Origin of the sequence: Planosporangium spinosum, from assembly GCF_049999945.1 — a bacterium.
In the GTDB taxonomy this organism is placed as follows: Bacteria; Actinomycetota; Actinomycetes; order Mycobacteriales; family Micromonosporaceae; genus Planosporangium; species Planosporangium spinosum.
The window spans coordinates 1-26788 of record NZ_JBLYUB010000004.1 but is presented as its reverse complement, the minus strand read 5'-3'; the positions used below and the strand labels follow the sequence as shown (position 1 = coordinate 26788).

Genomic DNA, 26788 nt, shown 5'->3' with positions numbered 1-26788 from the left:
GACGGCGTGTCGTCGTACGATCATCCCTCGCGCACGGGCCTGCTCGGTGCCACCCGCGGCCGGCTGGACCCTGGCCTGCGGCGCGCCGGCCGCCGGCTCGGCCCGGTCGTACGGCTGGCGCGCCACCACCGGGTCCGGCAGGCCGGCCGGCTGCTCGGTGTGCTCGCCGTGGCCGCCGCCGGCATGGTCCTGGGCGTACTCGTGGCCGGACGGATCAACGCCGACGTGGGGCCGTTCCACGCGCAGTTCGCCGTCACCCCCGCGGTGAGCGGCGGTACGGACATCTCGATCCCGCCGCTCGGCTCGCTGCACCTGGCCAGCCACTCCGGCCCGGCCCACCTGTCGGTCCAGCTCACCGCGCTCGACCAGCGGCGCACCACGGCACTGGTCACCAACCCGGACGCGCTCGCGCAGGCCAGCGGCGGCGCCGTGGATGACGTACGCAGGGGCATCGAACGACTGATCCTCCAGGTAGCCGCCGTGTCCGTCCTCGGCGCGATGGCCCTCGCCGCGGTGCTGTACCGCTCGATGCGGCGGGTGGCCCTGGCGGGCGGGCTGTCCCTGGCCCTGCTCGCCGCCACCGCGCTCATCTCGCTGGGCACCTTCCGCCCCTCCTCCATCGCGGAGCCGCGCTACGAGGGCCTGCTGGCCAACGCGCCGGCCGTGGTCGGTGACGCCCGGCGGATCGCCGGCCGGTACGAGCTGTACCGCGCCCAACTGCAACAGCTGGTCGGCAACGTCGGCAAGCTCTACGACACGATGTCCACGCTGCCGGTGTACGAGCCGGACAACTCGACGATCCGGGTGCTGCACATCTCCGACATGCACCTCAATCCGGCCGCCTGGTCGGTGGTGCGGACGGTCGTGCAGCAGTTCAACATCAACGTGATCATCGACACCGGCGACATCACCGACTGGGGCAGCGAGCCCGAGGACTCGTACGTCTCGTCGATCGCCGCGCTGAAGGTGCCGTACGTGTTCATCCGCGGCAACCACGACTCGGCCAGTACCCAGGCCGCCGTGGCCAGGCAGCCGAACGCGACGGTGCTCGACGGCGGCACGGTCACCATCGACGGCCTCACGATCACGGGTATCGGCGACCCGGAGTTCACCCCGGACAAGTCCTCGCCCGCCAACGCGCCCGGCGCCTCGGACATGGGCATCCAGGCCCAGCTCAACGCCGGGCGGCTGCTGGGGAACGCGATCCTGGAGATGCAGAAGACCCCGGACATCGCGCTGGTGCACGATCCGGTCTCGGCGTCCGAGTTGGCCGGCCGGGCCCCGCTGGTCCTGGCCGGCCACACGCACAAGCGCGAGGTACGCCGGCTGGACAACCCCGACGGTACGAGCCCGGACGTCGCCCACACGCTGCTGATGGTGGAGGGCTCGACCGGTGGGGCGGGGCTGCGCGGGCTGGAAGGCAAGGAGCCGACGCCGCTGGCGCTGTCGGTGCTGTACTTCGACCAGAAGACGCACACGTTGCAGGCGTACGACGACATCACCGTCGGCGGTACCGGGCAGACCGAGGTGGCCCTGCAGCGGCACCTCGTCAAGGACGCCAAGCCCGCCGTCACGCCATCGGGCAGCCCGAGCCCGGCACCGACCCCGAGTTCCTGACGCGATCGTGGACACCTAGACCGGCTATAACCGGCCTAGGTGTCCACGATCGACGGGAATCAGGCGGCGCCGAGCCGGGACAGGATCAGTTCGCGTACCGTCTTGGCGTCGGCCTGGCCCTTGGTGGCCTTCATGACCGCGCCGACCAGCGCACCGGCCGCGGCGACCTTGCCGTCACGGACCTTCTGCGCCACGTCCGGGTTGGCGGCGATCGCGGAGTCCACGGCGGCGGTGAGCGCACCGGTGTCGGACACGACCTCCAGGCCACGCGCCGCGACGATCTCGGCCGGGTTGCCCTCGCCGGCCACGACGCCCTCCAGGACGGTCCGGGCCAGCTTGTCGGTCAGCTTGCCAGCGTCGACCAACTGCTGGAGCTCGGCGACCTGGGCCGGCGAGGCGCCCACCTCGGCCAGCTCCACGCCGGCCTCGTTGGCCCGCCGGGCCAGCTCGCCGAGCCACCACTTGCGGGCCGCCTCGGGCGACGCACCGGCGTCGACGGTCGCCTCGATCAGCTCCACCGCACCGGCGTTGACGATCGACTGCATGTCGTGCTCGGAGACGCCCCACTGCTCGCGCAGCCGTTCGCGACGTACCCGCGGCGGCTCGGGCAGGGCGGCCTTCAGCTCCTCGACCCAGGTCGGGTCCGGGGCGAGCGGCACCAGGTCGGGGTCCGGGAAGTACCGGTAGTCGGTCGCCTCCTCCTTGCTGCGACCCGAGGTGGTCTCGCCGGTGTCCTCGTGGAAGTGCCGGGTCTCCTGGATGATCTTTCCGCCCGCGTCCAGTACCGACGCCTGGCGCAGCATCTCCGACCGGACCGCCCGCTCGACCGAGCGCAGCGAGTTGACGTTCTTGGTCTCGGTACGGGTGCCCCACTCCTCGCCGGACCGGTTGAGCGAGGTGTTGACGTCGCAGCGCAGCGAGCCCTGCTCCATGCGCACGTCGGAGACGCCGAGCGAGCGGATGATGTCGCGCAGTTCGGTCACGTACGCCCGAGCCACCTCGGGTGCCAGGGCACCGGTGCCGGTGACCGGCTTGGTGACGATCTCCACCAGCGGGATGCCGGCCCGGTTGTAGTCGACCAACGACTCGGTCGCGCCGTGGATCCGCCCGGTCGCGCCGCCGATGTGCAGCGTCTTACCGGTGTCCTCCTCCAGGTGCACCCGCTCGATGCCGACCCGTACGGTCTGGCCGTTGACCTCGACGTCCAGGTAGCCGTCGACGCACAGCGGCTCGTCGTACTGGCTGATCTGGTAGTCCTTGGGCATGTCCGGGTAGAAGTAGTTCTTGCGGGCGAACCGGCACCAGGACGCGATCGAGCAGTTGAGCGCGAGGCCGATCCGGATGGTCGCCTCGATGGCGGCCTTGTTCGCGACCGGCAGGCTGCCGGGCAGGCCCAGGCAGACCGGACAGACCTGGGTGTTGGGTTCGGCGCCGAACTCGGTCGGGCAGCCGCAGAACATCTTGGTGTTGGTGCCCAGTTCGACGTGGGTCTCCAGGCCGATCACCGGCTCGTAGCGGGCGACGACCTGTTCGAATTCCGGCGGGGCGACGATGGTCATGAGTTGCTCCCAGACAGGGCGGGCGGCGTCAGTGCGGGGATCGCGGTCTCCAAGGCTGCGGCGACCCGGTACATCCGGTCGTCGGCCATGGTGGGGGCCATGATCTGCAGGCCGACCGGCAGCCCGTCGGACAGGCCGGCCGGCACCGAGATCGCCGGGCCGCCGTACAGGTTGGTCGGGATCGTGTACAGGTCGGCGAGGTACATCTGGTACGGGTCGGAGGTACGCGAGCCGAACGGGAACGCCACGAACGGCGTCGTCGGCGCGATCAGCACGTCAACCTGCTCGAACGCCGCCTGGAAGTCGTTCGTGATGAGCGTGCGGACCTTCTGCGCCTGACCGTAGTAGGCGTCGTAGTAGCCGGCCGACAGCGCGTACGTGCCGAGGATGATCCGCCGCTTGACCTCGGGGCCGAAGCCGGCCTCCCGGGTCAGCGACATGACCTCCTCCAGCGAGCGCCGGCCGTCGTCGCCGACGCGCAGCCCGTACCGCACGCTGTCGAACCGGGCGAGGTTGGACGAGGCCTCGCTCGGCGCGATCAGGTAGTAGGCCGGCAGCGCGTACTCGAAGTGCGGGCAGGACACCTCGACGACCTCGGCGCCGAGCTTGACCAGCGCCTCGATCGAGTCGCGGACCGCCGCGGCGACACCGGGCTCGGCACCCTCGCCGGTGAACTCGCGCACCACGCCCAGGCGCACGCCGGACAGGTCACCGGTCGCGCCGAGGCGGGCGGCCTCGACGACCGGCGGCACCGGCGCCGGGATCGACGTCGAGTCGCGCGGGTCGTGGCCACCGATGACCCGGTGCAGCAGCGCCGCGTCGAGGACGTTGCGCGACACCGGGCCGGGCGTGTCCAGCGACGAGGAGAAGGCCACGAGACCGTATCGGGACGTACCACCGTAGGTCGGCTTGGAGCCGACGGTGCCGGTGACCGCGCCGGGCTGGCGGATCGAGCCGCCGGTGTCGGTGCCGATCGCCAGCGGCGCCTCGTACGCCGCGACGGCCGCGGCCGAGCCGCCGCCGGAGCCGCCCGGGATCCGGTCGAGGTCCCACGGGTTGCGGGTCGGGCCGTACGCCGAGTACTCCGTCGACGAGCCCATCGCGAACTCGTCCATGTTGGTCTTGCCCAGCATCACCATGCCGGCGGCGCGGATGCGCTCCATGATGGTGGCGTCGTAGGGCGGCCGCCACCCTTCGAGGATCTTGGAGGCGCAGGTCGTCGGCACACCCTTGGTGGCGATCACGTCCTTGATCGCGATCGGCACGCCGGCCAGTGGGCCCAGCTCCTCGCCGCGCGCGCGGGCGGCGTCGACCTCGCGGGCCGCCGCGATCGCGCCCTCGGCGTCGACGTGCAGGAAGGCGTTGACCCGGTCGTCGACGGCGGCGATCCGGTCGAGGTGGGCGCGGGTGACCTCCTCGGCGGAGACCTCGCCCGAGCCGATCATGCGACCCAGCTCGGCGGCGGTCGCCCTGGTCACGTCACTCATGGCGGTCACGCCTCCTCGTCCAGAATCCGGGGTACCCGGAACCGCCCATCCGCGGCGTCCGGCGCGCCCGACAGCGCCGCCTGCTGGGTCAGCCCCGGCGTCACGACGTCATCCCGCAGCACGTTCGTCAGCGGTACCGAATGCGAGGTCGGCGGGATGTCCCCGGCAGCCACCTCGCCCACCCGGGCGACGGACTGAAGAATCACGTCGAGCTGCCCGGCGAACGTATCCAGCTCCGCATCGTTCACGGCGAGCCGCGCGAGACGCGCCAGGTGCGCGACCTCCTCGCGGGAAATGGCAGCCATCGGGTGCCCCTTTACGGTCTGAGATGTCCTTCGACCTTGCGAGTCTATTTGCCGACCCACCCAAGCCGCGCAGGGTATGCCGTGTCGGCCGGTGCACCCACTCACAGTTCCCGATCGCTACCGCCACCGGCCCTGATCGGTCGTACCCGGCCCGCAGTTGAACCCGCCGGGGTATGGCAGGGCCGGCTCTCCAAGCAGCGGGCGCACGCCCAGGCGGGCCGGATCGGCATCCGTGTTGCTGTACAGCAACGCAGACTCTTCGTAATCATGGGGGCGAGCGCTCACGGGATGGGCGTGTCCCAGCCGTGCAGGGAGAACGCCGCCCCGCGCTGGACCTGCGCCACCGCCGCCGCCGGGTACGCGATCACGTCCGCCGGCAACGCGTCCGGGTCGACCCAGACCAGCTCGGAGCACTTGTCCGGCTCCCGGTTGGCGGGCTCCCCCGCCCACCGGTCCGCCTCGAAGAAGAACCCGACCCGGTCGTGACCGGCCGGGTCGTGCCGGTGCATGACGTGCCGACACCGCAGCGCCTCCGGCTCGACGGTCACGCCGATCTCCTCGTGCGCCTCGCGGATGACGCCTTCGACGACCGACTCGCCGCGCTCCAGGTGGCCGCTCGGCAGGTGGAGCAGGCCGTCGCCGTAACCGGTGTTGGCCCGCCGGCCCATCAGGATCATCCCGTCGCGACGAAGGATCAGGTGGACGTCGACGATGCTGCGGTGCCGCTCTGTCATGTCGCCTCCCCGATGCCTCCGCCGTTACGCACGCTCCCGACCGGTGCTCACGCCTCCGGCGCTCACACCACGGCCGGCGCTCACGCCTCCTCCGGCGTGGCGGCCACCGCCCGTGCCGCCTCCGGCCCCTCCTCCAGCAGGACCCGCAGGCCGTCCTCGTCGAGGATCGGCACCTTGAGGGCGACCGCCTTGTCGTACTTGGAGCCCGGCGCCTCCCCCACCACCACGAAGTGGGTCTTCTTCGACACCGACCCGGTGACCTTGCCGCCGCGACCGGCGACCGCCTCGGTCGCCTCGTCCCGGGAGTACGTCGGCAGCGAGCCGGTGATCACCACCGTGACGCCTTCCAACGGCCGGGGTCCGGTCTCGACGTGCGCCTCGGCCATCCGCACCCCGGCGGCGCGCCACTTCTGCACCACCTCGCGGTGCCAGTCGACGGTGAACCACTCCTTGATCGACTCCGCGATCGTCGGGCCGACCCCCTCCACCGCGGCCAGTTCCTCGACGCTCGCCGCCTCGATCGCGTCGATCGAACCGAACGCGCCGGCCAGGGCCTGCGCGGCGGTCGGGCCGACGTGCCGGATCGACAGCGAGACCAGCATCCGCCACAGCGGCCGGCTCTTGGCCTCCTCCAGGTTGGCCAACAGCCGGGTGGCGTTGCTACCCAGGGATCCGTTCTTGTTGACGAAGAACGGCGACCGGGCGAGGCGCTCGGCGTCGAGGCTGAACAGGTCGCCCTCGTCGAGGATCACGTGCGAGTCGAGCAGCGCGACCGCCGCCTTGTAGCCGAGCACCTCGATGTCGAACCCGCCGCGCCCGGCGAGGTGGAACACCCGCTCGCGCAACTGTGCCGGGCAGGTGCGGCTGTTGGGGCAGCGGATGTCGACGTCGCCGGACTTGGCCGGGGCCAGCGGCGAGCCGCACTCCGGACAGTGGGTGGGCATGACGAACGCGTGCTCGGATCCGTCGCGCTTGTCGACGACCGGGCCGAGCACCTCGGGGATCACCTCACCGGCGCGCCGGATCATCACGGTGTCGCCGATCAGCACGCCCTTGCGGACGACCTCCTGCGCGTTGTGCAACGTCGCCTGCGTGACGGTGACGCCGCCGACGAAGACCGGTTCGAGGACCGCGTACGGGGTGACGCGACCGGTACGGCCCACGTTGACCCGGATGTCGACCAGCCGGGTCATCGCCTCCTCGGGCGGGTACTTGTACGCGATCGCCCAGCGCGGCGCCTTGCTGGTGGCGCCCAGCCGGCGCTGCACCGAGACCTGGTCGACCTTGACCACCACACCGTCGATCTCGTGTTCGACCTCGTGCCGGTGGTCGGCGTAGAAGTCGATGTAGCCGCGCACCCCGGCCAGATCGGGGACGGCCCGCCAGCGGATGCTGGTCGGCAGTCCCCATGCCTGCAACTGCTCGTACGACCCCGACTGGGTCTTCGGATCGAACCCGCGCCGGGCGCCGATGCCGTGCACCACCATCCGCAGCGGCCGGCCGGCCGTGATCCGCGGGTCCTTCTGACGCAGCGAGCCCGACGCGGCGTTGCGCGGGTTGGCGAACGGCTTGTCACCGGCGGCCACCAGCGCCGCGTTGAGGTCGGCGAACGCCTCGACCGGGAAGTAGACCTCGCCCCGGACCTCCAGCAGTTCGGGCACGTCGTCGCCGGACAGCCGCTCGGGCACGTCGTCGATCGTGCGCACGTTGAGCGTGACGTCCTCGCCGACCCGGCCGTCGCCCCGCGTCGCGGCACGTACCAGCCGCCCCTGCTCGTAGACCAGGTCGATGGCCAGGCCGTCGACCTTCGGCTCGCACAGGTAGCTGACCGGGCCGCCGGCGTCGCGCTCGACCCGCTCCGCCCAGGCCGACAGCTCGTCGACGTCGAACGCGTTGTCGAGGCTGAGCATCCGCTCCGGGTGGGTGACGGCGGTGAACAGCGTCGAGTAGGTGCCGCCGACGCGCTGGCTCGGCGAGGAGGGCGTGCGCAGCGACGGGTACCGCTCCTCGATCGCCTCCAGCTCGCGCATCATGCGGTCGTAGGTGGCGTCGTCGACGGTGACGGAGCTGAGCACGTAGTACCGGTACTGGTGCTCGCCCAGCTCCTCGGCCAGCGCGGCGTGCCGCTCCCGCACATCCGCGGGCGGTTCCCCACCGGCGGCCGCCTCCTGCGCCGGGGTGACGGCGCCGACCACCTCGCCGATCTCGTCTGAGCTCATGTCATCCCCCTGACCGTCGCGCTCCCTGCGCACCGTAGCCCGCCGGTCCGACATTCTCCCGCGGCGACCTGCCGAAGTAGGGCAATTCACGCGCAAGATCCACGGTACCCGCGGCGGGTGCGCCGGGAACGCGACGCCGGCCGGGGCTCGGCGGCGGGCGGTTCAGGAGTGCAGCGGGCGGTTCAGGAGTGCAGCGCCCGCTCGGATCCGACCGCGGCATCGGCCACACCGGCCTCGGCACCGGCGACCGCACCGACCTCGGCACCGTCACCGGCAACCACACCGACCTCGGCGGCGACCGCACCGACCTCGGCACCGGCGCCCGCGACACAGGCCTGTGGGCCGGCCTCGCCCTCACGGATGCCGAACCTGCGCCACACCGCCTCCAGCGGGCCGGGCAGCCACCAGTTGGCGCGGCCCATCAGCCGCATGGTCGCCGGTACCAGCAGCGCACGGACGATGGTGGCGTCGATGACGATGGCGGCGACCATGCCGACGCCGACCATCTTGATGATCGAGATGCCGCCGGTCGCGAACGCACCGATCACCACGATGAGCAGCGCCGCCGCACTGGTGATGATCCGGCCGGTCCGCTGCAGCCCGGTCGCGACGGCGAGGGTGTTGTCGCCGGTGGCGTCCCACTGCTCACGGATACGGCTGAGCAGGAACACCTCGTAGTCCATGGACAGGCCGAACGCGATCGCCAGGATCAGGATCGGCTGGGTGGCCTCCACGGTCCCGGTCGAGGTGAAGCCGAGCAGCCCGGACAGGTGGCCGTCCTGGAAGATCCAGACCAGCGCGCCGAACGACGCGGTCAGCGACAGCAGGTTCATCACGATCGCCTTCAGCGGCAGCAGCAGCGACCCGAAGGCGAGGAACAGCAGCACGAACGAGGCCGCGAACACCCACAGCCCCATCCACGGCAGCTTCGCGCCGAGGGTGTGCAGCAGGTCCATCAGGCTCGCCGTCGTGCCGCCCACCTCGACCCGGGCACCCGGCGGCGCCGGCGTGTCCCGGACCTCGGTGACCAGGTTCCGGGCCGCCGACGAGTTCGCGTCGAGGTCGTGGGCGACGTCGACGACCGTACGGCCGCCGGCCGCGCCGGTGACCGCGGCGCCCGTCGCGTTGGGCAAGCTCCCCAGCTCGCCGACGTACCGGTCGAGCCCGGCCGGGCTGGCGCCGTCCACCACGACCCGGATCTTGTCGCCGCTGCCCGGGAAGTCGGTGAGGATCCGCTCGGCCGCCTGCCGGCTCTCCGCCCCGGCGGGCAGTGCCCGGTAGTCGACGCCCCCGAACTGCACCCGCAGGAACGGCGAGCCGGCCAGCAGCAGGAGCGGAACGATCACGGCCACGTACACCAGGGGCCGGCGCATCACACTGCGTGCGACCCGGAACCAGAAGCCGCGGTCCTCGCCCGCGCCGGCGCGCGGCCGCGGACCCGGCAGGCGGAGCGCGTCGACCCGGCGCCCGAGCACCGCCAGCAGGGCGGGCAGCGCGGTCAGCGCGGCGAGTACGGCCACCCCGACGGCGGCGATGCCGCCGAGCGCCATGGACCGGAAGAAGCCCTGCGGGAACAGCAGCAGCGACGACAGCGACACCGCCACGGTGACCGCGGAGACGGCGATGGTCCGCCCGGCGGTGGACATCGTGGTCACCAGCGCCCGCTCGACGTCCCGGCCCGCGCGCAGCTCCTCCCGGAAACGGCCGACCACGAACAGGGCGTAGTCGATGGCCAGCCCGAGCCCGAGCATGGTCACGATGTTGATCGCGAACACCGAGATGTCGGTGAACCCGGTCATGACCCGCAGCACGGAGAAGGCGCCGACGATCGCCACCCCGCCTACGGCGAGCGGCAGGCTGGCCGCGACCAGGCCGCCGAACACCACCACGAGCAGGGCCAGTACGACCGGCAGCGACAGCAGCTCAGCCCGCTTGATGTCCTTGCTGACCTGGGCGTTGAGGTCGTGGTTGAGCGGCACGTCGCCGCCGCGCTGCACCGTGAAGCCGGCCGGGGCGTGGATCCGGTCGGCGACCCGCTCGTACACGTCCGCCGCGTGGCCACCGCTGCCGGCGAGCCGGATCGCGGCGTAGGTGGTGTGCCGGTCCCGGGACACCATGGTGGGCGAGCCGGTGCTCCAGTACGTGGCGACGGTGTCGACGTCGGCCTTCGGTAGCGAGTCGACGACGTCGGTCACCGCCTGCTGGAACTCCGCGTCCGCCACGGTCAGCCGGGGATGGTCGACGACGAGCACCACGTCGGGATCGCGTCCGAGGACGGACTGGGCCGCCACGGCGGCCCGGTGGGACTCACTGCGCCGGTCGTCGAACCCGTTGCCGCCAAGGTTGGCGAACACCCCGGTACCCCAGACCGCCGAAACGATCGTCAACAGCGCCGTCACCGCCAGGAACCACCAACGGAACCGGAAGCTGGCCCTGCCCAACGCTGCGAACACGTGACTCCCTACGGCAGACGCACTGGTGCAGACGCACTGGTAGCGAAAAACCGTATGGCGTGACGGATTGTTCCTAATTCACGACCTAGCGTGACGAGATGCTCGCCACATCGGGGGATGACGGGCTCATCCGACCTATGCTCTCGGCAGGTGTTCGGGAGGTCGACAGAGTGCGTACCGAGGTGGCGTGGCTGGTCCTGCTCGCGGTGGTCGCCGCGCTGGCCTGGTGGGTGTGGCGACGGCTGCGGCGGCCGACCCGGCCACGGCTGCGCGAACGACCGCCGGGACCGGCCCGGCCACCGCTACGCGAACGACCACCGGGACCGGCCCGGCTGCGCGAGCAGCCACCGGACGCGTCCTGGCGCAGTCGACCGCAGCCGGGTGAGATCTGGTGGGCCGACGTGCCGTTCGACGACGGCACCGGACACAAGGTCCGCCCCTGCCTGGTCCTGCGGACGCACCGTCGGCAGGTCGAGGTCCTCAAGATCACAAGTCAGGACCAGCGCGACCGCCGCGACCACCTGGAGATTCCCACGAGGGCGTGGGACCGCAAGGCGACCCACAACAGCTTCCTGGACCTGTCCGACCCGTACCGGCTGCGCGACGCCGCGTTCTCCCGCAAGGCGGGCACGGTGGACGCCGAGACCTGGCGCGCGGTGAAGCGACTGCACGCCACCGGCTGGGTGGCATAGCCGGCGACTGCACGCCACCGGCCGGGTGCGGCAGGAAACCTCAGTCCTCGGCCAGCCGCCGCCCGGCATCCCGGCACGCGGCGGTGACCGCCCGGGCGTACCCGGTCGTCGCACCGGCGAGCCCGCACGCCGGGGAGACCACGACCTGCTCGGCCAGCCGGGTGGCGGGGAAGCCGAGCTTGGCCCAGACCTCCCGGACGCGGGCGGCGACCTGGGCCGACGTCGGCGGCCGGCCGCCCGCCGACGGGCGGGTGTCCGCGGCTCCGGCGACCAGCCCCAGCCCGGCGTCGAGCGCCTCACCCAGCGGGTCGAGGTCGTCCAGCAGGCTCAGATCGAGCGCGACGGCCGCGGCGCCGGCGGTACGCACCAGGTCGACGGGTACGGCCGGGGCACAGCAGTGCACGATCACCGGCACGCCGACGGCGTCGACGATGCGGGCCAGCGCCGACCGGGCGGTCGGCTCCTCCACCCGGCGCAGGGTGCCGAAGCCGCTCTCGGTCGGTACCCGGCCGGCCAGCGCCGCCGGCAGGGACGGCTCGTCGAGCTGGAGCACCAGTCGCGCGTGGGGCAGGCGGGTGGCCAGGTCTGCCAGGTGCCCGCGCAGCCCCTCGGCCAGCGACTCCACCAGGTCACGGACGGCGCCGTGGTCGTGCAGCACCGGGCCACCGGTCGGCAGCTCGATCCCGGCCGCGAGGGTGTACGGCCCGGCCGCCTGTACCTTGAACGCCCCGGTGTAGTCGGCGGCCAGCTCGGTCACCGCGTCCAGGTCCCGTTCCAACAGGTCGCGGGTGACCCGCAGGTCGTGACCGGGCCGCGAGGCGACCCGCCAGCGGTTGGCGTACACCTCGACCGGCAGCTCCACCAGCAGCCCGGCGCCGCGCCCGATCAGGTCTGCGCCCGGTCCCCGGTCGGGCAGTTCGGGCAGGTACGGCAGGTCGGGCAGCTCGCCGAGCACGACGCGGACTGCCTCGACGATGTCGGTGCCGGGCAGCGAGCCGATGCCGGTCGCCGCGCCCGGCGGCCAGGGCCAGGAAGTGGTCACGTCAGGTGAGGTTACCGTCGGGCCGGTCGGCTCGGCCCACCGCAGGCTCGGGTGCCCACCGCCGGCTCACGCCGCCGCGGCGGCCCGGTCGGTCGCGGTGATGGTCGCCGAGCCGAGCACGACGTCGCCGCCCGGGTCGGGGCGGTACGCGACGACGGCCTGGCCTGCGGCGATCCCGCGGACCGGCCGGTGCAGGGACGCGACCATGCGGTCGGCGTCGACGCGCACGGTCGCCGACACCGGCTCGCCGTGCGCCCGCAGCTGTACCTGGCACTCCACCTCGGTCCCCGGCATGGGCCCGGCGGACCACACCGGGCGCTCGCCGGACACCCGGGACACCTCGAGGGCCTCGGCCGGCCCGACGGTCACCGTGTTCGTGACCGGGGTGATCGACAACACGTACCGGGGGCGGCCGTCCGGGGCGGGACGGCGCAGGTCCAGGCCGCGCCGCTGGCCGATGGTGTACGCGTACGCCCCGTCGTGGCTGCCCAGGACCTCGCCGGTCTCGGAGTCGACGATGTCGCCCGGCGCCGCGCCGAGCCGCTGGTGCAGGAAGCCCCGGGTGTCGCCGTCGGCGATGAAGCAGATGTCGTGACTGTCGGGCTTGTCGGCGACGGCGAGGTCGCGCCGGGCGGCCTCGGCCCGCACCTCCGCCTTGGTGGAGTCGCCGAGCGGGAAGATCGAGTGGTCGAGCTGCTCGCGGGTGAGGACGGCCAGCACGTACGACTGGTCCTTGCCGGCATCCACCGACCGACGCAGCAGGCCGTCGGCGCCCTTGCGGGCGTGGTGGCCGGTCACCACCGCGTCGAAGCCGAGGGCGAGGGCGCGGTCCAGCACCGCCGCGAACTTGATCTTCTCGTTGCAGCGCAGGCACGGATTGGGCGTGCGGCCGGCCGCGTACTCGGCGACGAAGTCGTCGACCACGTCGTCGTGGAAGCGATCGGCCATGTCCCAGACGTAGAACGGGATGCCGATCACGTCCGCCGCCCGGCGGGCGTCGCGGGCGTCCTCGAGCGTGCAGCAGCCGCGCGCACCGGACCGGTACGTCTGCGGGTTGCGCGAGAGCGCCAGGTGCACGCCCGTCACGTCGTACCCGGCTTCGGCCGCCCTGGCGGCCGCGACCGCCGAATCGACGCCGCCCGACATCGCCGCGAGAACCTTCACAGCTACCGAGGTTAACCGGTGTCGGACGGGCCAGGGCCAGCCGGTGCCCGTCGGATCAGAGCCAGGTGGTGTCAGCCGCGGGCCAACCGGTGCCCGTCGGACCAGAGCCAGGTGGTGTCAGCCGCGGGCAGCCCGCACGGCCCCGGCCCGCCGGGCCCGCTCGACGGCGGCGGGCAGCGCGGCGACCAGCGCGGCGACCTCATCGAGGGTCGAGGTGTGCCCGAGGGTGAACCGCAGCGACGACCGGGCGCGGTCGTCGTCGGCACCCATCGCGAGCAGGACGTGGGAGGGCTGGGCCACCCCGGCCGAGCACGCCGAACCGGTCGAGCAGGCGATGCCCTGCGCGTCGAGCAGCAGCAGGAGCGCGTCGCCCTCGCAGCCGGGGAACGAGAAGTGCGCGTTGCCGGGCAGCCGGTCGACCGGGTCGCCGTTCAGGACCGCGTCCGGCACGGCGGCGCATACCCCGGCGACCAGCGCGTCCCGGATCGCGCCGACCCGTGCGGCGTACTCGGCCCGGCCCTTGACCGAGCTCTCCACGGCGGTGGCGAACGCCACGATGCCGGGCACGTCGAGGGTGCCGGAGCGGACATCCCGCTCCTGCCCGCCGCCGTGCAGCAGGGGCGTGCACTCGACGTCCCGGCCGAGCACGAGGGCGCCGACCCCGATCGGGCCGCCCAGCTTGTGGCCGGTCACGGTGAGGGCAGCGACCCCGCTGCCGGCGAAGTCGACCGGTACCTGGCTTACCGCCTGTACCGCGTCGGTGTGCAGCGGCACGCCGTACCCGGCGCAGATCTCCGCCAGTTCGCCGACCGGCTGGACGGTGCCGACCTCGTTGTTGGCCCACATCGAGGTGACGAACGCCACCTCGTCGCCGTACTCGGCGAGCACCTCGCGCAGCGCATCCACCTCGACCCGGCCGGCGCCGTCGACGGGCAACCAGGTGACCGTCGCGCCCTCGTGCCGGGCCAGCCACTCCACCGAGTCCAGGACCGCGTGGTGCTCCACCGAGGAAGCGACCACCCTGGTCCGGGCCGGGTCACCGGTGCGCCGCGCCCAGAAGATGCCTTTGACGGCGAGATTGTCGCTTTCGGTGCCACCGCTGGTGAAGATCACCTCGGACGGTCGGGCGCCCAGCGCCGCGGCGATCCGCTCCCGCGACTCCTCCACCCGGCGGCGGGCGTGGCGGCCCGGCGCGTGCAGCGACGAGGCATTGCCCAACTCGCGGGCGGTCGCCACGTAAGCGTCCAGCGCCTCGGGCAGCATCGGCGTGGTAGCGGCATGATCCAGGTAGGCCATCGCGTCCAGCCTATCGGCCCGCCCGTACCGCCCGCCGGTGGCGCCCTGGGTGCCGGGAACGCGAACGACGGCGGGGTGGGCGCGAACGCACCCACCCCGCCGTCGCCGTACGGTGTCTCAGCCCTTGCGCTTGCGGATCTCCTCGACCGCCTGCGGTACGACCTTGAACAGGTCGCCGACCACGCCGAAGTCGGTCAGCTCGAAGATCGGAGCCTCTTCGTCCTTGTTGACCGCGACGATCGTCTTCGACGTCTGCATGCCGGCCCGGTGCTGGATGGCACCGGAGATGCCCAGCGCCACGTACAGCTGCGGCGAGACCGTCTTACCGGTCTGGCCGACCTGGAACTGGTGCGGGTAGAAGCCCGAGTCGACGGCCGCGCGGGACGCGCCGACGGCCGCGCCCAGCAGGTCGGCCAGCTCCTCGACCAGCTTGAAGTTGTCGCCGCTGCCGACGCCGCGGCCGCCGGAGACGACGATCGAGGCCTCGGTGAGCTCCGGACGGGAGCCCTTCTGCTCCGCGACGCGGTTGACCACCTTCGCCAACTTGTCGTTGGCGCCCACCTCGACGGCCACGTTCTCCACCGCCGGAGAGGCCGGCGCGGGGGTCGGGGTCACCGAGTTCGGCCGGACGGTCACCAGCGGGATGCCCTTGGTGACCTTCGACTTCACGATGGTGCTACCGGCGAAGACGACCTGGGTGGCGACGCCGGAGGCGTCCAGGCCGACGGCGTCGGTCAGGATGCCGTTCTCCAGCTTGACCGCCAGGCGACCGGCGATCTCCTTGCCCTCCTGGCTGGAGGCGAGCAGGACGGCGGCCGGCGACACCGACTTGACCAGGTTGGCCAGCACGGCCGCCTTGGGGGCGACCAGGTAACCGTCGATCTCTTCGCTCTCGGCGGCGTAGATCTTCTGCGCGCCGTACTCGGCGAGCTTCTCCGAAAGCTGGGCGGCCGCACCGGACCCGCCGAGCACGACCGCGGACGGCTCGCCCAGCTCACGGGCGATCGTCAGCAGCTCGAGGGTGACCTTCTTGACGCCGAACGCCTGCGTGGCCTCGACGACGACGAGTACTTCTGCCATCTTCTCCGTGCCTCTCAGACGAACTTCTCGGACGCGAGGTACTCGACGAGCTTCACGCCGCCGTCACCCGAGTCGTTGATCTTGTTGCCGGCCTGCCGCGGCGGACGCTTGCTGTGCTCGACGACCGCGCTGGTGGCACCCTCGAAGCCCACCTCGGAGGCGGCCACACCCAGGTCGGCGAGCGACTTGGTCTCCAGCGGCTTCTTCTTGGCCGCCATGATGCCCTTGAACGACGGGTACCGCGGCTCGTTGATGGTGTCCCAGACGCTGACCACGGCGGGCGTGGAGGCGGTGACGACCTCGTAGCCCTCCTCGGTCTGGCGCTCGATGGTGAGCGTGGAGCCGTCGACGGTGAGCTTGCGGGCGCCGGTGAGCGCCGCTACCCCGAGCCGCTCGGCGATCATGTGCGGCATGACCTGCACCCGACCGTCGGTCGACTCGGCACCGCAGATGATCAGGTCGGCGTTGAGCTGACCGATCGCCGCGGCGAGCACCTTCGAGGTGGTGACGGCGCACGAGCCGTGCAGGGCGTCGTCGACGACATGGACGGCGGAGTCCGGGCCCATCGACAGCGCCTTGCGGATCGACTCGGTCGCCCGGTCGGGGCCCACGGTCAGCACGACGACCTCGCCGCCGTGTTTCTCCTGGACCTGCAACGCCTCCTCGATGGCGTACTCGTCCATCTCGTTGATCACGTTATTGGCCGACCCACGGTCGACGGTGTTGTCGTCACTGCGCAGGTTGCGCTCCGCGCCGGAGTCCGGCACCTGCTTGACGAGTACGACGATCTTCATCGTTCTCCGACGTCCTCCTGCTCGACAGTGTCCTGATGGACACGGCGCCTTCGCCCCGCCACACGTTACGGGACAGACCGGTGTGACCTGGCTCGCCCCGGACACCTCGATGTTACCGTCGAGTAAGTTTCGGCCCGCGTTGAACCGGCGTGACTCGGCTCACCGTCCTTGGAATATGGGGCACCAGAGACCGGGGTCTGATATGTCGACTTCGTCCACCGACTCCGACAACGATCCGGCGCCCTCGGACGCGGCGGAGGCCGGCCCGTCCGCCGACGCGCGGAGTGATCCGGCGGCCCCGCCGGAGACCGAGCCGGCCGTACCCCATCGCCCACACCTGGACGGCACGCGCTGCACCTGTGGGGTACTGCGGGAGAAGTGCCTGCGCCGGAAGGTGCGCGCCATCTGGGGTCCATAATCCCGGAGTGTTCAGCTCCATCCGCGCCTGGTTCGACCCCAGCGGGAACCACCGGGTCGGTGAGCGGCCCGACTACCGCTTCTCGCTGGCCAACGAACGCACCTTCCTGGCCTGGCTGCGCACCGGGCTCGCACTGATCGGCGGCGGCCTCGCCGTGGCCCAGTTCCTGTCCGGCGGCATCGCCCGTGACCTGCTCGCCCTCGTACTGCTCGCGCTCGGCGGGCTCGTCGCCGTCCGGGCACTCGACCACTGGACCCGCTGCGAGCGGGCGATCCGCCGGGGCACCGAACTACCCCCGTCGCGCTTCCCCGCCGTACTCGCCCTGCTCGTCGCGTTCGGTGCCGGCATCCTCGTGACGATGGTGCTGGCGGGAGCGGTCGGCAGGTGAGCGGCGGCTCCCCCGACGAACCCGGCCGCCCGGATCCCGGTCGGCAGCCGGAGCGCACACGCCTGTCGTGGCGGCGGACCGTCCTCGCGGCGACGGCGGTGTCCATACTGGCCGTCCGGCTGGCCGCCGGTACCCGGCTGACCGCACGCGGGGCGCTCGGCGTCGCCGCCGTCGCCGCGCTCTGGCTGCTGGTCGTCACGGTGGCCCACCGGCGCATCGGCGCCCTGACCGCCGACCGGCCACGCACCGCCGGCCGGTCGGCGCCCGTACTCACGGCCGCCGTCGTCGGCTACGCCGTCGTCGGCGCCGTCCTGTTGCTTCTGCGGAGCGGCTGAGGCCACGGAGGACGCGTTGCTTCTGCGGAACGGCTGAGGCCACGGAGGACGCGTTGCTTCTGCGGAACGGCTGAGGCCACGGAGGACGCGCCGGAAGGCCCGGCACCGCGAGCGCCACAGGTCCGAGATCCGCTTCGAGATCCGCTCCAAGATCCGCGCAATGTCGCGAACATTGCTGTCCCGGCGGCCTGGATGGCAGCAATGAGTGCGACATTGCGCGGATCTTGGGCGGAGAAACTGAGACTGCGGAGAGGTTGAGGTCTGCGCGATGATAGGCGCCATGGGCCGCCTGTTCGTCTTACTCGCGCTCGTCTACCTGGCGCTCCTCGTCGTCGCGCTGATCGACTGTCTGTCCTGCGAAGACTTCGAGATCCGCGGGCTGCCGAAAGCAGCCTGGGTCCTCATCATTCTGCTGTTCTCCCCGCTCGGCGCGATCGTGTGGTTCGTCGCCGGCAGGCCACAGCGGGAGATGCCGGCGCCACCGGGAACGTGGCGGGCGGGTAACGGGTTCCCCGAGCGGTCGCGGCCACGCCAGCTCGCACCCGACGACGACCCCGAGTTCCTGCGCGACCTCGCCGCCCGCACCCGCCGCGACGACGAGGACCTGCTGCGGCGCTGGGAGGCGGACCTGCGCCGCCGCGAGGAGGAACTGCGCCGGCGTACCTCCAAGGACGAGACCGAGAGCTGAACCGCCGGAGTCCACGGACGACACCGGCGGCCGGACCGGCGTCAGGCCAGGCGCAGAGACGGCTGCCACTGCGGTACGCCCAGCAGGTCGGCCAGGTCGCCCACCGAGCCGATCACGTGCGTCGCGCCGGCGGCCAGCAGCGTCGGCCGGTCGCAGGCGCCGGTGAGGACGCCCGCGACGAGGCCGGCCCCCGCGCGGCGCCCGGCGATCATGTCGAGCGGGGTGTCGCCGACGACCGCGACCCGGCGGACGTCGTCCGCACCCAACCGCAGCGCGGCGACGAGCACCAGATCCGGATACGGGCGCCCACGCCCCGCGTCGGCCGGAGACAGCGCCAGGTCGACGAGGCCGCGCCAGCCGACGGCCTCGATGATCGCCTCCTGGGTGGCCCGCGCGAAGCTCGTCGTGAGCGCCACCTTCACGCCGGCGGACCGCAGCGCCTCGATCGCCTCGACCGCACCCGGGATGGGCGTCACGGCGCCGTCGTCGACGAGGAGGCCGTACGCCTCCTCGAACGTCTCGTTTGCCGCGCGGGCCCGCTGCTCGTCCCCGCCGAGCAGGAGGCGGAACACCTCGATCTTGCTCTGCCCGTGGGTCTTACGGACCACCGCCCGCATCCGGTCGTACTCGGCCGTTCCCGGCGCCACCCCCTGACCGGCGAGCGCCACCGTGACGGCCTGATCCACCAGGCCCTCGTCGTGGACCGTGGTCCCCGCCATGTCGATACAGGCCACCTGCCAGCGCGTCACGCCCACATCCTTCGCATCCATTCCGCAAGTCCGGGGGTCACCCGATACAACCATCCGGATACGGCGCAAATATGAACGCGGCGTGACTTTCAGTGCAGGTTAGGCCAGGTTCGACGAGCGGGGGTACGCGTCCTCCGGGTCGGTCAGCACGTTCACCAGGTACGGCACGCCGGCGTCGAACGCCCGCCGCAGCGCCGGTCCGAGATCGCCGGCCTTCGCCACGGTCTCGCCGGCACCGCCGAGCGCGCGGACCACGTCGTCGTAGCGCAGGCCCGGCTGGAGGTCCGCGGCGACGTCGTAGCCGTACAGCATCCGCATCGGGTGCTTCTCCAGGCCCCAGATGCCGTTGTTGCCGACCACGATCACCACCGGCAGGTTCTGCCGTACCAGCGACTCCACGTCCATCAGCGAGAAGCCGGCCGCTCCGTCACCCATCAGCACGCAGATCTGCCGTTCGGGGTAGGTCGCCCTGGCCCCCATCGCATACCCCATGCCGGTGCCGAGGCAGCCGTACGGGCCCGGATCGAGCCAGGTGCCCGGCTGGGCCGGCTCGAGGTACTTGCCCGCGTAGGACACGAAGTCGCCGCCGTCACCGATCGTGACCGCGTCCCGGTCGAGCACCTTGCGCAGCTCGCCGTACACCCGGCTGGGCTTGATCGGGTCGGTGTCGGCCTCGAGCGCGTCGGCCTCCTTGGCCTTGGCGGCGTCCTCGCCCGCGCGCAGGGTGTCCACCCAGTCGGAGTGGTCGGCCCGGGCGCCGGTGTGGTCGGCCAGCGCCGTCAGGATCAGGCGCAGGTCGCCGACGGGCGTGGCGGCCGGGGATACGTGCGACGCCTGCTGCGACGGCGCGTCGACGATGTGGACGACCTGGGCCTCGCCGAAGTCACCGAAGCCGAGCCGGAAGTCCAGCGGGGTACCGACGACGCAGACGACGTCGGCTCCGGACAGGGCCACCCGCCGGGCCTTGGCGAACGCGAGCGGGTGCTCCGGGGGCAGCGCGCCGCGCCCCATCCCGTTGGTGAACACCGGTACGGTCAGCGCCTCGGCCGCCTCACGCAGGGCGGCGACCGCGCCGCCGGTGTACACGTCCGAACCTGCGATGATGACCGGCCGCTGGGCGCCGGCGAGCAGGGCGGCCGCCTTCGCGACCTCGTCGGGGTCGGGCTCGATCACCGGTACGTCGGCCGGTCCGGGCAGCGCCACCTCGGCCTGACCGAAGATGACCTCGAGTGGGAAGTCGAGGAAGACGGGGCCGCGGTGCGCGGTCAGCGCCGCCGTGACCGCCTCGTGCACCTTCGCCGGGATGTCCTCGGTGGCGAAGACGGTCTCGGCGTACTTGGTCACCGGCCGCACCAGCGGCAGGTGGTCCATCTCCTGCAGGCTGCCCGAGCCCCAGCGGAACTGCGGGGCCCTTCCCCCCATCACGACGACCGGGGACGCGTTGAAGTACGCGCTGGTCAGGCCGGAGATGCCGTTGGTGACGCCGGGGCCGGCGGTGAGAACGGCGAGGGAGGCCCGGCGCTGGAGCTTGGCCACCGCCTCGGCGGCGAAGACCGCCGACTGCTCGTGCCGCACGTCCAGCAGTCGCACCCCGGCCCGCTGGGCGGCGTCGTACAGCGGGAACACGTGCGCTCCCGAGAGCGTGAACATCTCGGTGACGCCGAAGGCCTTCAACGCCGCGAGGGCAAGGTCCCCGCCGTGGCCTTCGTACTGCTCCGTCATCGCCGGCCCTCCTGTCGCATACCGTCGGTGCAGGTTACCGCCCGGTAGGAAAAACGTGAAGCGTTCTCGGGAAACCGGCGCCGGGCGACCGATCGCGCCGGCCACCGGCGCCGGGCGACCGTGCCGACCAGTACCGGGCGACCGATCGCGCCGGCCACCGGGCCGCCGGCCGTGCCGAGCGGCGCCGGCTGCCGCGTCAACGGCCCTTGAACTCGGGCTTGCGCTTCTCGACGAACGCTGCCATGCCCTCGGAACGGTCCTCGGTGGCGAACAACGCGGCGAACAGCTGGCTCTCCCACGCCAGGCCGGAGGCGAGGTCCATGTCCAGACCGCCGTCGATCGCGAGCTTCACCGCGCGCAGCGCGTGCGCGGGACCCTTCGTGTACTGCCGCATCATGGCCAGGGCGGCGTCGTACACCTCGCCGGCCGGCACCACCTTGTCGACCAGCCCGATGCGCAGCGCCTCGTCGGCGTCCACGAACCGGCCGGACATGCACAGGTCCTTGGCCTTCGCCGGGCCGACCAGGCGGGCCAGCCGCTGGGTACCGCCGGCACCCGGAATGATGCCCAGGTTGATCTCCGGCTGGCCGAGCTTCGCGTCGGCCGCCACGATCCGCCAGTCGCAGGCGAGCGCCAGCTCGCAGCCGCCGCCCAGGGCGTACCCGGTGATGGCCGCGACGACGGGCTTGGGGATGCGGGCGACCGCGTCCACGGCACGCGAGATCTCCGGTGCGCGGGGCGCCATGTCGGCGTACCCCATGCCGGCCATCTCCTTGATGTCCGCGCCGGCGGCGAAGACCTTCTCCCCGCCGTACACGATGACCGCGCGGACCGCGTCGTCGACCGTCGCCCGGCGCGCGGCCTCGCGCAGCTCCTCCTGTACCTGGATGTTGAGCGCGTTCATCGGCGGCCGGTCCAGCCGGATCGTGCCGATACCGTCCGCGACCTCCAGTCGCACGAGCTCACCCACTACGCCCGCCTCCTCACCTCGTCGTGACCTCGCCGGCAGCCTATCGAGTTGCGCCTGGCCCCGGCGTGGGTCCTCCGGGCCTTGGCGATCCAGCCCCAGCACCGGGCGGCACGGCGGGCCGCGGAGCGCCGGCGACGCCGATGCCGGTCAGTCCCGGCAGCGGCGGCGACGGTAGGCCCAGGTGATCACCAGCAGCAACGGCCCCCATGACAGCAGCGGCAGGTAGCACACCATCAGCAGGGGGCCGGCCCATCCGCTGCCGAACTCGAGGCTGTTACGGCCCGGGGTCAGGAAGTTGACCGTGGCGAAGGTCCAGATCAGGATGAGCGCGACCGAACCGGCGGTGGCGGCGGCGACCGCGGCCAGCGGCGGTACCCGCCGGCCACCCAGCACAGGCACCCCGCGCGGCACCCGCTCACCCCAGGGCCGCACCAGCCCGAGAGAGAGCAGGGCGACCGCCTCGGAGACCACGCTCAGCCCGATCACATAGGCGGTCTCGACCCAGCCGTGCATCCGCACCGGGGTGCCGTTCTCCACCAGGCCCATGGAGAGTCCGAGGGCGAGACAGAGCCGCCACACCCCGGACGGCAGCACCAGCAGCGGGATCAGGTGGGCGATCCGGACCGCCCAGCGCGGTGCGGGCCGCCCATCCCGGGGATGGACCGGCGCGGCGACGGTCACGTCGATGGCTGCGCTCACGGCTCTCCAGTCGGTGGGTTCGGATGGGTGTCGCGGTCCCGGCCCCGCGGAACCCGGCCAAGCGGCGCGCCTCAGCGCGCCCCCGCCGCCCGCAGGTCACCCACCCGCCGCTCGTCGACGTCGACGATCTCGTGGCCCAGCGGCATCAATGACACCGGTACGAGCTTGAGGTTGGCGATCGCCAGCGGGATGCCGATGATCGTGACCGCCTGCGCGATGGCGGTGAGGATGTGGCCGAGCGCGAGCCACCAGCCGGCGACGACGAACCAGATGACGTTGCCGACCGCGGAGGCGATGCCCGCCGTCGGCTTCGGTACGACCGTGCGCCCGAACGGCCACAGCGCGTAGTTGGCCATCCGGAACGAGGCCACCCCGAACGGGATCGTGACGATGAGGGCACAGCAGACCAGCCCGGCGATCGCATACCCGAGGGCGAGAAACAGACCGCCGAAGACCAGCCACAGGACGTTGAGAACGAGTCGCACGTCTTCGATGGTCCCCGGTGCGCGCAACCTGAACCTCAGGGACGCGACCCTGATTTCACCCCCATGATCGTCGATTTCACCCCCATGATCGTCACAACTTCCGGGAAGTTGTGGTCACAGAGGCCTATGGAGACCACAACTTCCGGTAAGTTGCGACGATCAAGGGCGACCGGGCGGCGCCGAACGGCGTCGGGCGGCGCCCGGCGAGCTGGTCAGGCGGCGCGGGCGGCGTACCGGCCGTCGGCGACGGTCAGCGCCAGTGGCACCCCGAACGTCTTGGACAGGTTCTCCGCGGTCAGGGTGTCGTGCAGCAGCCCGGCGGCCACCACCGCACCCTCGCGCAGCAGCAGCGCGTGGGTGAACCCGGGCGGGATCTCCTCCACGTGGTGGGTGACCAGCACCATGGCCGGAGCGTCCGGGTCCATGGCCAGTTCGGCCAACCGGCGCACCAGATCCTCCCGGCCGCCGAGGTCCAGGCCGGCCGCCGGCTCGTCGAGCAGCAGCAGCTCCGGGTCGGTCATCAGGGCCCGGGCGATCTGGGTGCGCTTGCGCTCGCCCTCACTCAGGGTGCCGTACTGCCGGTCGACCAGCGCGGCCATGCCCAACTGCTCCAGCAGCGCACCGGCGCGGGCGACGTCCATCGGGTCGTAGCTCTCGCGCCACCGGCCCAGTACCGACCACGACGCCGTCACCACGACGTCGCGCACGGTCTCGTCCGGCGGGATGCGCCCGGCCAGCGCGGCGCTGGCCAGGCCGATACGGGTCCGCAGCTCGTGCACGTCGACGCGGCCCAGCCGCTCCCCCAGGACGTGCACGGTGCCCCGGGTGGGGTGCAGCCGGGCGGACGCCAGGTTGAGCAGCGTGGTCTTGCCGGCGCCGTTCGGGCCGAGCACCACCCAGCGCTCGTCCAGCTCGACCCGCCAGGTGACGTCCCGGACGAGGTCGGTACTCCCGCGTCGTACGGTCACCGAGTCGAGGTCGATCACCACGTCGGGGTCGACGGTGGGTGGGTGCACGGCGGATTGAGCAGGTGCGGACACGCCGACCATCCAACCACGTCACCGCCGCGCCGTGGGTGTGAGGTACGTCGGCGGTGGGCGTCAGGTGCCGTCGACGGTGGAGCCGAAGACCTCCTCGCGTACGGCCTCCAGCCCGGTCAGCAGTGCGCCGTTGAGTACCGGCTCGGCGGCCACCCCGGTACTGACGACCCGGGGCGAGGCCAGCGAGATCGCGGCGACCTCGTGCTCCACCCGCTGGGCCAGCGCCGCGCCGCCGGCCTGGCCGATGTCCCCGGCGAGGACGACCAGCGCCGGGTCGAGCACGACACCGACCGCGGCGACGCCCAGCGCGAGCCGGCGGGCGATCTCGTCGAGGATCGGGCCGCCCTGGGTACCCGCGGCGACGGCCGCCCGGACGGCCTCGGCGCCGCTGGCGGCCTTGAAGCCGTGCTCGCGGGCCAGGGCGCGGACCGCGTCGGCGCCGATGAGCTGCTGGAACGAGCCCTTGGCCCGCCGGGAGACGTCACGCGGCACCGGCGCACCCGGTACCGGCAGGTAGCCGATCTCGCCGGCGGCACCGGTGGCGCCCCGGTGCAGGCGGCCGCCGAGGACCACGGCGAGGCCGACGCCCCGGCCGACCCAGACGAGGACGAAGTCGGAGACGTCGACGGCGGCGCCGGCGTGCGCCTCGGCGACGGCGGCGAGGTTGACGTCGTTCTCGAACACCACCGGGCGGTCGAGGTCGGCCCGCAGCGCGCCGAGCAGACCGCGGTGCCACTTGGGCAGGTCCCATGCGAACGAGATCTCGTTGGTCGTCGGGTCGACCAGGCCGGGGGTGCCGAGGACGACCCGGCGTACCCGTGACAGCGGCGCGCCGGCCGCCTCGGCCGCCTCGACGACGGCGGCGTGGACGACGCCGACGGGGTCGTCCGCGTCCCCGATGGACACGTCGACCCGGCCCGCGACGGTACCGGTGATGTCGGCGGCGGCGGCGACCACGTGCTGCGGCCCCACCTCCACGCCCACGACGTACGCGGTCGCGGGTACGACGGCGTACATCTGGGCATTGGGGCCACGGCCGCCGGCGAGCTCTCCGACCCGGGTCACCAGGCCCCGCTCCTCCAGGCGCTCCACCAGTTGGGATGCGGTGACCTTGGACAGGCCGGTCAGCTCCCCCAGTTGCGCACGCGTGAGGGGGCCCTTGGTCAGCAACAGTTCCAGCGCGGCGCGGTCGTTGAGGGCGCGCAGCAGACGCGGCGTGCCCGGCATGGGGGATGGACTCATGGGAGGGACGACCTTTTTCAGGTTAAGAAAGTTTACTAATGCGTGTGATCACCTTAAGAATAGGGTTAGCGTACGGGCTGGTAGGCCGCTTTCGACACCTCGGTGGGGCGGGCACCGGCGGCGAAGGGAGAGATCGTGACGGTTGACAGAGGTCTGCGCCGACTCGCGCTGCGCACGCTGCTCGCCGCCTTCCCCGGCGCCGAGGCACCGGCCTGGGCCACCGAACTGGTCGCCGACGGCCTCGCCGGGCACGTGCTGTTCGGGTACAACGTCGTGGACCGCCCGCAACTGGCCGCCCTGACCGCCCGGCTGCGGGCCGCGCGCGCCGACGTGCTGGTCGGCATCGACGAGGAGGGCGGCGACGTCACCCGGCTGGCCCACGCCGAGGGCAGCCCGTACCCCGGCAACGCCGCCCTCGGCATGGTCGACGACACCGACCTCACCCGCCGCGTGTACCGCGCCATCGGCACCGAACTCGCCGGCGTCGGCGTCAACCTGGACATCGCCCCGACCATCGACGTCAACACCGCCGACGACAACCCCGTCATCGGTACCCGCAGCTTCGGCGCCGACCCCGCCCGGGTCGCCGCGCACGCCGCCGCGGCGGTGACCGGCCTGCAGGAGGTCGGCGTGGCCGCCTGCGCCAAGCACTTCCCCGGCCACGGCGCCACGGTCGCCGACTCGCACCTGGAACTGCCCACCGTCGAGGCACCCCTGGACGTGCTCCGCGCCCGTGAACTACCGCCCTTCGCCGCCGCGTTCGCCGCCGGCACCCAGGCGATCATGACCGCGCACATCCGGGTACCCGCCCTCACCGGCGCGCTGCCCGCCACGTTCAGCCGCGCCGCCCTGGTCGACCTGCTCCGCCACGAGCTGGGCTTCACCGGTGCCGTGATCACCGACGCGCTGGAGATGCGCGGCTCGACCGACCACGCCGGTGGCATTCCGCAGGCGGCGGTCCTCGCCCTCGCGGCCGGCGCGGACCTGCTCTGCATCGGCGCCCGGGTGGACGCCCCGCTGGTCGAAGCGACCGCCGCGGAGATCGCCACCGCGATCGGCGACGGCCGGCTGTCGCTCGCGCGGGTCGAGGAGGCGGCCGGGCGCGCCGCGGCGCTGGCGTCGTGGACCGCCCGCGGACCGCGCGCCGTCGAGGCGGACCTGGGTCTCGGGTACCCGGCCGCGCTGGGCGCCGTACGGGTCGAGGGCTCCCTCGACGGCTTCGACACTCCCCTGGTCGTCCAGCTGGAGTCCGAGTCGTCCATCGCCGTCGGCCGGGTGCCGTGGGGCCTCGGCCCCCACCTCGACGGCACCGAGGAGGTCCGGCTGGTACCCGCCGGGACCGACCCGGCCGGCCTGGTCACGCGCGCCGCCGGCCGCCCGGTCGTGTTCGTCGGGCGCAACGTGCACCGCCTGCCCGGCGCGGCGGTGCTGGTCGAGGCGGTCGCCGCCGCGGTACCCGCCGTGGTGGTGGAGATGGGCTGGCCGTCGTCGTGGCGGCCGCGCCACGTCCGCGCCTTCGTGACCACGTACGGCGCCAGCCACGCCAATGGCCGGGCCGCCGCCCAGACGCTCGGCCTGGCCGCCTAGCCACCCCCGTCCCACCCCACTCC

At 72.5% G+C, this 26788-nt stretch carries 24 protein-coding genes; 6 read left to right on the top strand and 18 right to left on the bottom strand.

From position 1 onward, the window contains the following. Positions 1-6 precede the first annotated feature (6 nt). Positions 7-1617, top strand: a complete 1611-nt coding sequence (locus ACNTMW_RS06795) for a metallophosphoesterase (protein ID WP_426632549.1) — start codon at positions 7-9, stop codon at positions 1615-1617. 59 nt (positions 1618-1676) lie between these two features. On the opposite strand, the gene gatB is transcribed toward ACNTMW_RS06795, so the two are convergent. The 6 genes from gatB to ACNTMW_RS06765 all read right to left on the bottom strand — a co-directional run bounded on the left by gatB (position 1677) and on the right by ACNTMW_RS06765 (position 10374). Next, on the bottom strand, positions 1677-3176 hold the full coding sequence (gene gatB / locus ACNTMW_RS06790) for an Asp-tRNA(Asn)/Glu-tRNA(Gln) amidotransferase subunit GatB (RefSeq protein WP_426632548.1): 1500 nt from the start codon (positions 3174-3176) through the stop codon (positions 1677-1679). Further along, positions 3173-4663, bottom strand: coding sequence for an Asp-tRNA(Asn)/Glu-tRNA(Gln) amidotransferase subunit GatA (gene gatA, locus ACNTMW_RS06785; protein ID WP_426632547.1), 1491 nt, complete (start codon positions 4661-4663; stop codon positions 3173-3175). The genes gatB and gatA overlap by 4 nt, the downstream gene beginning before the upstream one ends. Before the next feature lie 5 nt (positions 4664-4668). Next, entirely contained in the window at positions 4669-4968 is a 300-nt protein-coding gene (gatC, locus tag ACNTMW_RS06780; protein WP_426632546.1) for an Asp-tRNA(Asn)/Glu-tRNA(Gln) amidotransferase subunit GatC, read from the bottom strand. Positions 4969-5249: 281 nt separating this feature from the next. After that, entirely contained in the window at positions 5250-5702 is a 453-nt protein-coding gene (locus ACNTMW_RS06775) for an NUDIX hydrolase (protein ID WP_426632545.1), read from the bottom strand. A gap of 80 nt (positions 5703-5782) precedes the next feature. After that, on the bottom strand, positions 5783-7921 hold the full coding sequence (gene ligA, locus ACNTMW_RS06770; protein ID WP_426632544.1) for an NAD-dependent DNA ligase LigA: 2139 nt from the start codon (positions 7919-7921) through the stop codon (positions 5783-5785). 182 nt (positions 7922-8103) lie between these two features. Further along, positions 8104-10374 carry an MMPL family transporter gene (locus ACNTMW_RS06765; protein WP_426632543.1) on the bottom strand — a complete coding sequence of 757 codons (2271 nt, stop codon included), beginning with the start codon at positions 10372-10374 and terminating at the stop codon, positions 8104-8106. A gap of 170 nt (positions 10375-10544) precedes the next feature. Here ACNTMW_RS06765 and ACNTMW_RS06760 point away from each other — a divergent pair, with 170 nt between their 5' ends. After that, the gene (locus ACNTMW_RS06760; RefSeq protein WP_426632542.1) at positions 10545-11066 is read left to right on the top strand and encodes a type II toxin-antitoxin system PemK/MazF family toxin; all 522 of its coding nucleotides are present in this window, start codon (positions 10545-10547) and stop codon (positions 11064-11066) included. A gap of 40 nt (positions 11067-11106) precedes the next feature. On the opposite strand, the gene ACNTMW_RS06755 is transcribed toward ACNTMW_RS06760, so the two are convergent. The 5 genes from ACNTMW_RS06755 to ACNTMW_RS06735 form a co-directional block, all read right to left on the bottom strand. Continuing rightward, complete coding sequence (locus tag ACNTMW_RS06755; RefSeq protein WP_426632541.1) at positions 11107-12108, bottom strand: uroporphyrinogen decarboxylase/cobalamine-independent methonine synthase family protein; 1002 nt, start codon at positions 12106-12108, stop codon at positions 11107-11109. Between the two features lie 66 nt (positions 12109-12174). Beyond that, the gene (gene mnmA, locus ACNTMW_RS06750) at positions 12175-13272 is read right to left on the bottom strand and encodes a tRNA 2-thiouridine(34) synthase MnmA (protein ID WP_426632540.1); all 1098 of its coding nucleotides are present in this window, start codon (positions 13270-13272) and stop codon (positions 12175-12177) included. Between the two features lie 117 nt (positions 13273-13389). Further along, positions 13390-14568 (bottom strand): cysteine desulfurase family protein, encoded by a 1179-nt coding sequence (locus ACNTMW_RS06745; protein WP_426632539.1) that lies wholly within the window; start codon positions 14566-14568, stop codon positions 13390-13392. A gap of 117 nt (positions 14569-14685) precedes the next feature. Further along, positions 14686-15648, bottom strand: coding sequence for an electron transfer flavoprotein subunit alpha/FixB family protein (locus ACNTMW_RS06740; RefSeq protein WP_426632538.1), 963 nt, complete (start codon positions 15646-15648; stop codon positions 14686-14688). Between the two features lie 14 nt (positions 15649-15662). Then, complete coding sequence (locus tag ACNTMW_RS06735) at positions 15663-16442, bottom strand: electron transfer flavoprotein subunit beta/FixA family protein (protein WP_426632537.1); 780 nt, start codon at positions 16440-16442, stop codon at positions 15663-15665. 425 nt (positions 16443-16867) lie between these two features. On the opposite strand from ACNTMW_RS06735, the gene ACNTMW_RS06730 reads away from it, so the two are divergent. The 3 genes from ACNTMW_RS06730 (at position 16868) to ACNTMW_RS06720 (ending at position 18271) form a co-directional block, all read left to right on the top strand. Next, positions 16868-17248 carry a YidH family protein gene (locus ACNTMW_RS06730; RefSeq protein WP_426632536.1) on the top strand — a complete coding sequence of 127 codons (381 nt, stop codon included), beginning with the start codon at positions 16868-16870 and terminating at the stop codon, positions 17246-17248. Continuing rightward, the gene (locus tag ACNTMW_RS06725) at positions 17245-17583 is read left to right on the top strand and encodes a DUF202 domain-containing protein (RefSeq protein ID WP_426632535.1); all 339 of its coding nucleotides are present in this window, start codon (positions 17245-17247) and stop codon (positions 17581-17583) included. The genes ACNTMW_RS06730 and ACNTMW_RS06725 overlap by 4 nt, the downstream gene beginning before the upstream one ends. A gap of 280 nt (positions 17584-17863) precedes the next feature. After that, positions 17864-18271, top strand: a complete 408-nt coding sequence (locus ACNTMW_RS06720) for a PLD nuclease N-terminal domain-containing protein (protein WP_426632534.1) — start codon at positions 17864-17866, stop codon at positions 18269-18271. Between the two features lie 41 nt (positions 18272-18312). On the opposite strand, the gene ACNTMW_RS06715 is transcribed toward ACNTMW_RS06720, so the two are convergent. The 7 genes from ACNTMW_RS06715 to ACNTMW_RS06685 form a co-directional block, all read right to left on the bottom strand. Beyond that, positions 18313-19041 carry a phosphonatase-like hydrolase gene (locus tag ACNTMW_RS06715; RefSeq protein ID WP_426632533.1) on the bottom strand — a complete coding sequence of 243 codons (729 nt, stop codon included), beginning with the start codon at positions 19039-19041 and terminating at the stop codon, positions 18313-18315. A gap of 78 nt (positions 19042-19119) precedes the next feature. Then, entirely contained in the window at positions 19120-20742 is a 1623-nt protein-coding gene (locus tag ACNTMW_RS06710; RefSeq protein WP_426632532.1) for an acetolactate synthase, read from the bottom strand. Between the two features lie 196 nt (positions 20743-20938). Continuing rightward, complete coding sequence (locus ACNTMW_RS06705; protein ID WP_426632531.1) at positions 20939-21712, bottom strand: enoyl-CoA hydratase/isomerase family protein; 774 nt, start codon at positions 21710-21712, stop codon at positions 20939-20941. A 147-nt stretch (positions 21713-21859) separates the two neighbouring features. Continuing rightward, positions 21860-22411 (bottom strand): hypothetical protein, encoded by a 552-nt coding sequence (locus tag ACNTMW_RS06700; protein ID WP_426632530.1) that lies wholly within the window; start codon positions 22409-22411, stop codon positions 21860-21862. 71 nt (positions 22412-22482) lie between these two features. Beyond that, positions 22483-22896 (bottom strand): YccF domain-containing protein, encoded by a 414-nt coding sequence (locus tag ACNTMW_RS06695; protein ID WP_426632529.1) that lies wholly within the window; start codon positions 22894-22896, stop codon positions 22483-22485. Between the two features lie 212 nt (positions 22897-23108). Beyond that, positions 23109-23945, bottom strand: coding sequence for an ABC transporter ATP-binding protein (locus ACNTMW_RS06690; RefSeq protein WP_426632528.1), 837 nt, complete (start codon positions 23943-23945; stop codon positions 23109-23111). A gap of 51 nt (positions 23946-23996) precedes the next feature. Then, complete coding sequence (locus ACNTMW_RS06685; RefSeq protein ID WP_426632527.1) at positions 23997-25178, bottom strand: ROK family transcriptional regulator; 1182 nt, start codon at positions 25176-25178, stop codon at positions 23997-23999. Positions 25179-25313: 135 nt separating this feature from the next. Here ACNTMW_RS06685 and ACNTMW_RS06680 point away from each other — a divergent pair, with 135 nt between their 5' ends. Continuing rightward, positions 25314-26765, top strand: coding sequence for a glycoside hydrolase family 3 N-terminal domain-containing protein (locus tag ACNTMW_RS06680; RefSeq protein WP_426632526.1), 1452 nt, complete (start codon positions 25314-25316; stop codon positions 26763-26765). Positions 26766-26788 lie beyond the last annotated feature (23 nt).

What these genes read in the sequence shown, in the direction of transcription:
- gatB (WP_426632548.1), bottom strand. Translation starts at nt 3,176, where the DNA reads ATGACCATCGTCGCCCCGCCGGAATTCGAACAGGTCGTCGCCCGCTAC.
- gatA (WP_426632547.1), bottom strand. Translation starts at nt 4,663, where the DNA reads ATGAGTGACGTGACCAGGGCGACCGCCGCCGAGCTGGGTCGCATGATC.
- gatC (WP_426632546.1), bottom strand. Translation starts at nt 4,968, where the DNA reads ATGGCTGCCATTTCCCGCGAGGAGGTCGCGCACCTGGCGCGTCTCGCG.
- ACNTMW_RS06775 (WP_426632545.1), bottom strand. Translation starts at nt 5,702, where the DNA reads ATGACAGAGCGGCACCGCAGCATCGTCGACGTCCACCTGATCCTTCGT.
- ligA (WP_426632544.1), bottom strand. Translation starts at nt 7,921, where the DNA reads ATGAGCTCAGACGAGATCGGCGAGGTGGTCGGCGCCGTCACCCCGGCG.
- ACNTMW_RS06745 (WP_426632539.1), bottom strand. Translation starts at nt 14,568, where the DNA reads ATGGCCTACCTGGATCATGCCGCTACCACGCCGATGCTGCCCGAGGCG.
- ACNTMW_RS06740 (WP_426632538.1), bottom strand. Translation starts at nt 15,648, where the DNA reads ATGGCAGAAGTACTCGTCGTCGTCGAGGCCACGCAGGCGTTCGGCGTC.
- ACNTMW_RS06735 (WP_426632537.1), bottom strand. Translation starts at nt 16,442, where the DNA reads ATGAAGATCGTCGTACTCGTCAAGCAGGTGCCGGACTCCGGCGCGGAG.
- ACNTMW_RS06720 (WP_426632534.1), top strand. Translation starts at nt 17,864, where the DNA reads ATGGGCCGCCTGTTCGTCTTACTCGCGCTCGTCTACCTGGCGCTCCTC.
- ACNTMW_RS06715 (WP_426632533.1), bottom strand. Translation starts at nt 19,041, where the DNA reads ATGGATGCGAAGGATGTGGGCGTGACGCGCTGGCAGGTGGCCTGTATC.
- ACNTMW_RS06710 (WP_426632532.1), bottom strand. Translation starts at nt 20,742, where the DNA reads ATGACGGAGCAGTACGAAGGCCACGGCGGGGACCTTGCCCTCGCGGCG.
- ACNTMW_RS06690 (WP_426632528.1), bottom strand. Translation starts at nt 23,945, where the DNA reads ATGGTCGGCGTGTCCGCACCTGCTCAATCCGCCGTGCACCCACCCACC.
- ACNTMW_RS06685 (WP_426632527.1), bottom strand. Translation starts at nt 25,178, where the DNA reads ATGAGTCCATCCCCCATGCCGGGCACGCCGCGTCTGCTGCGCGCCCTC.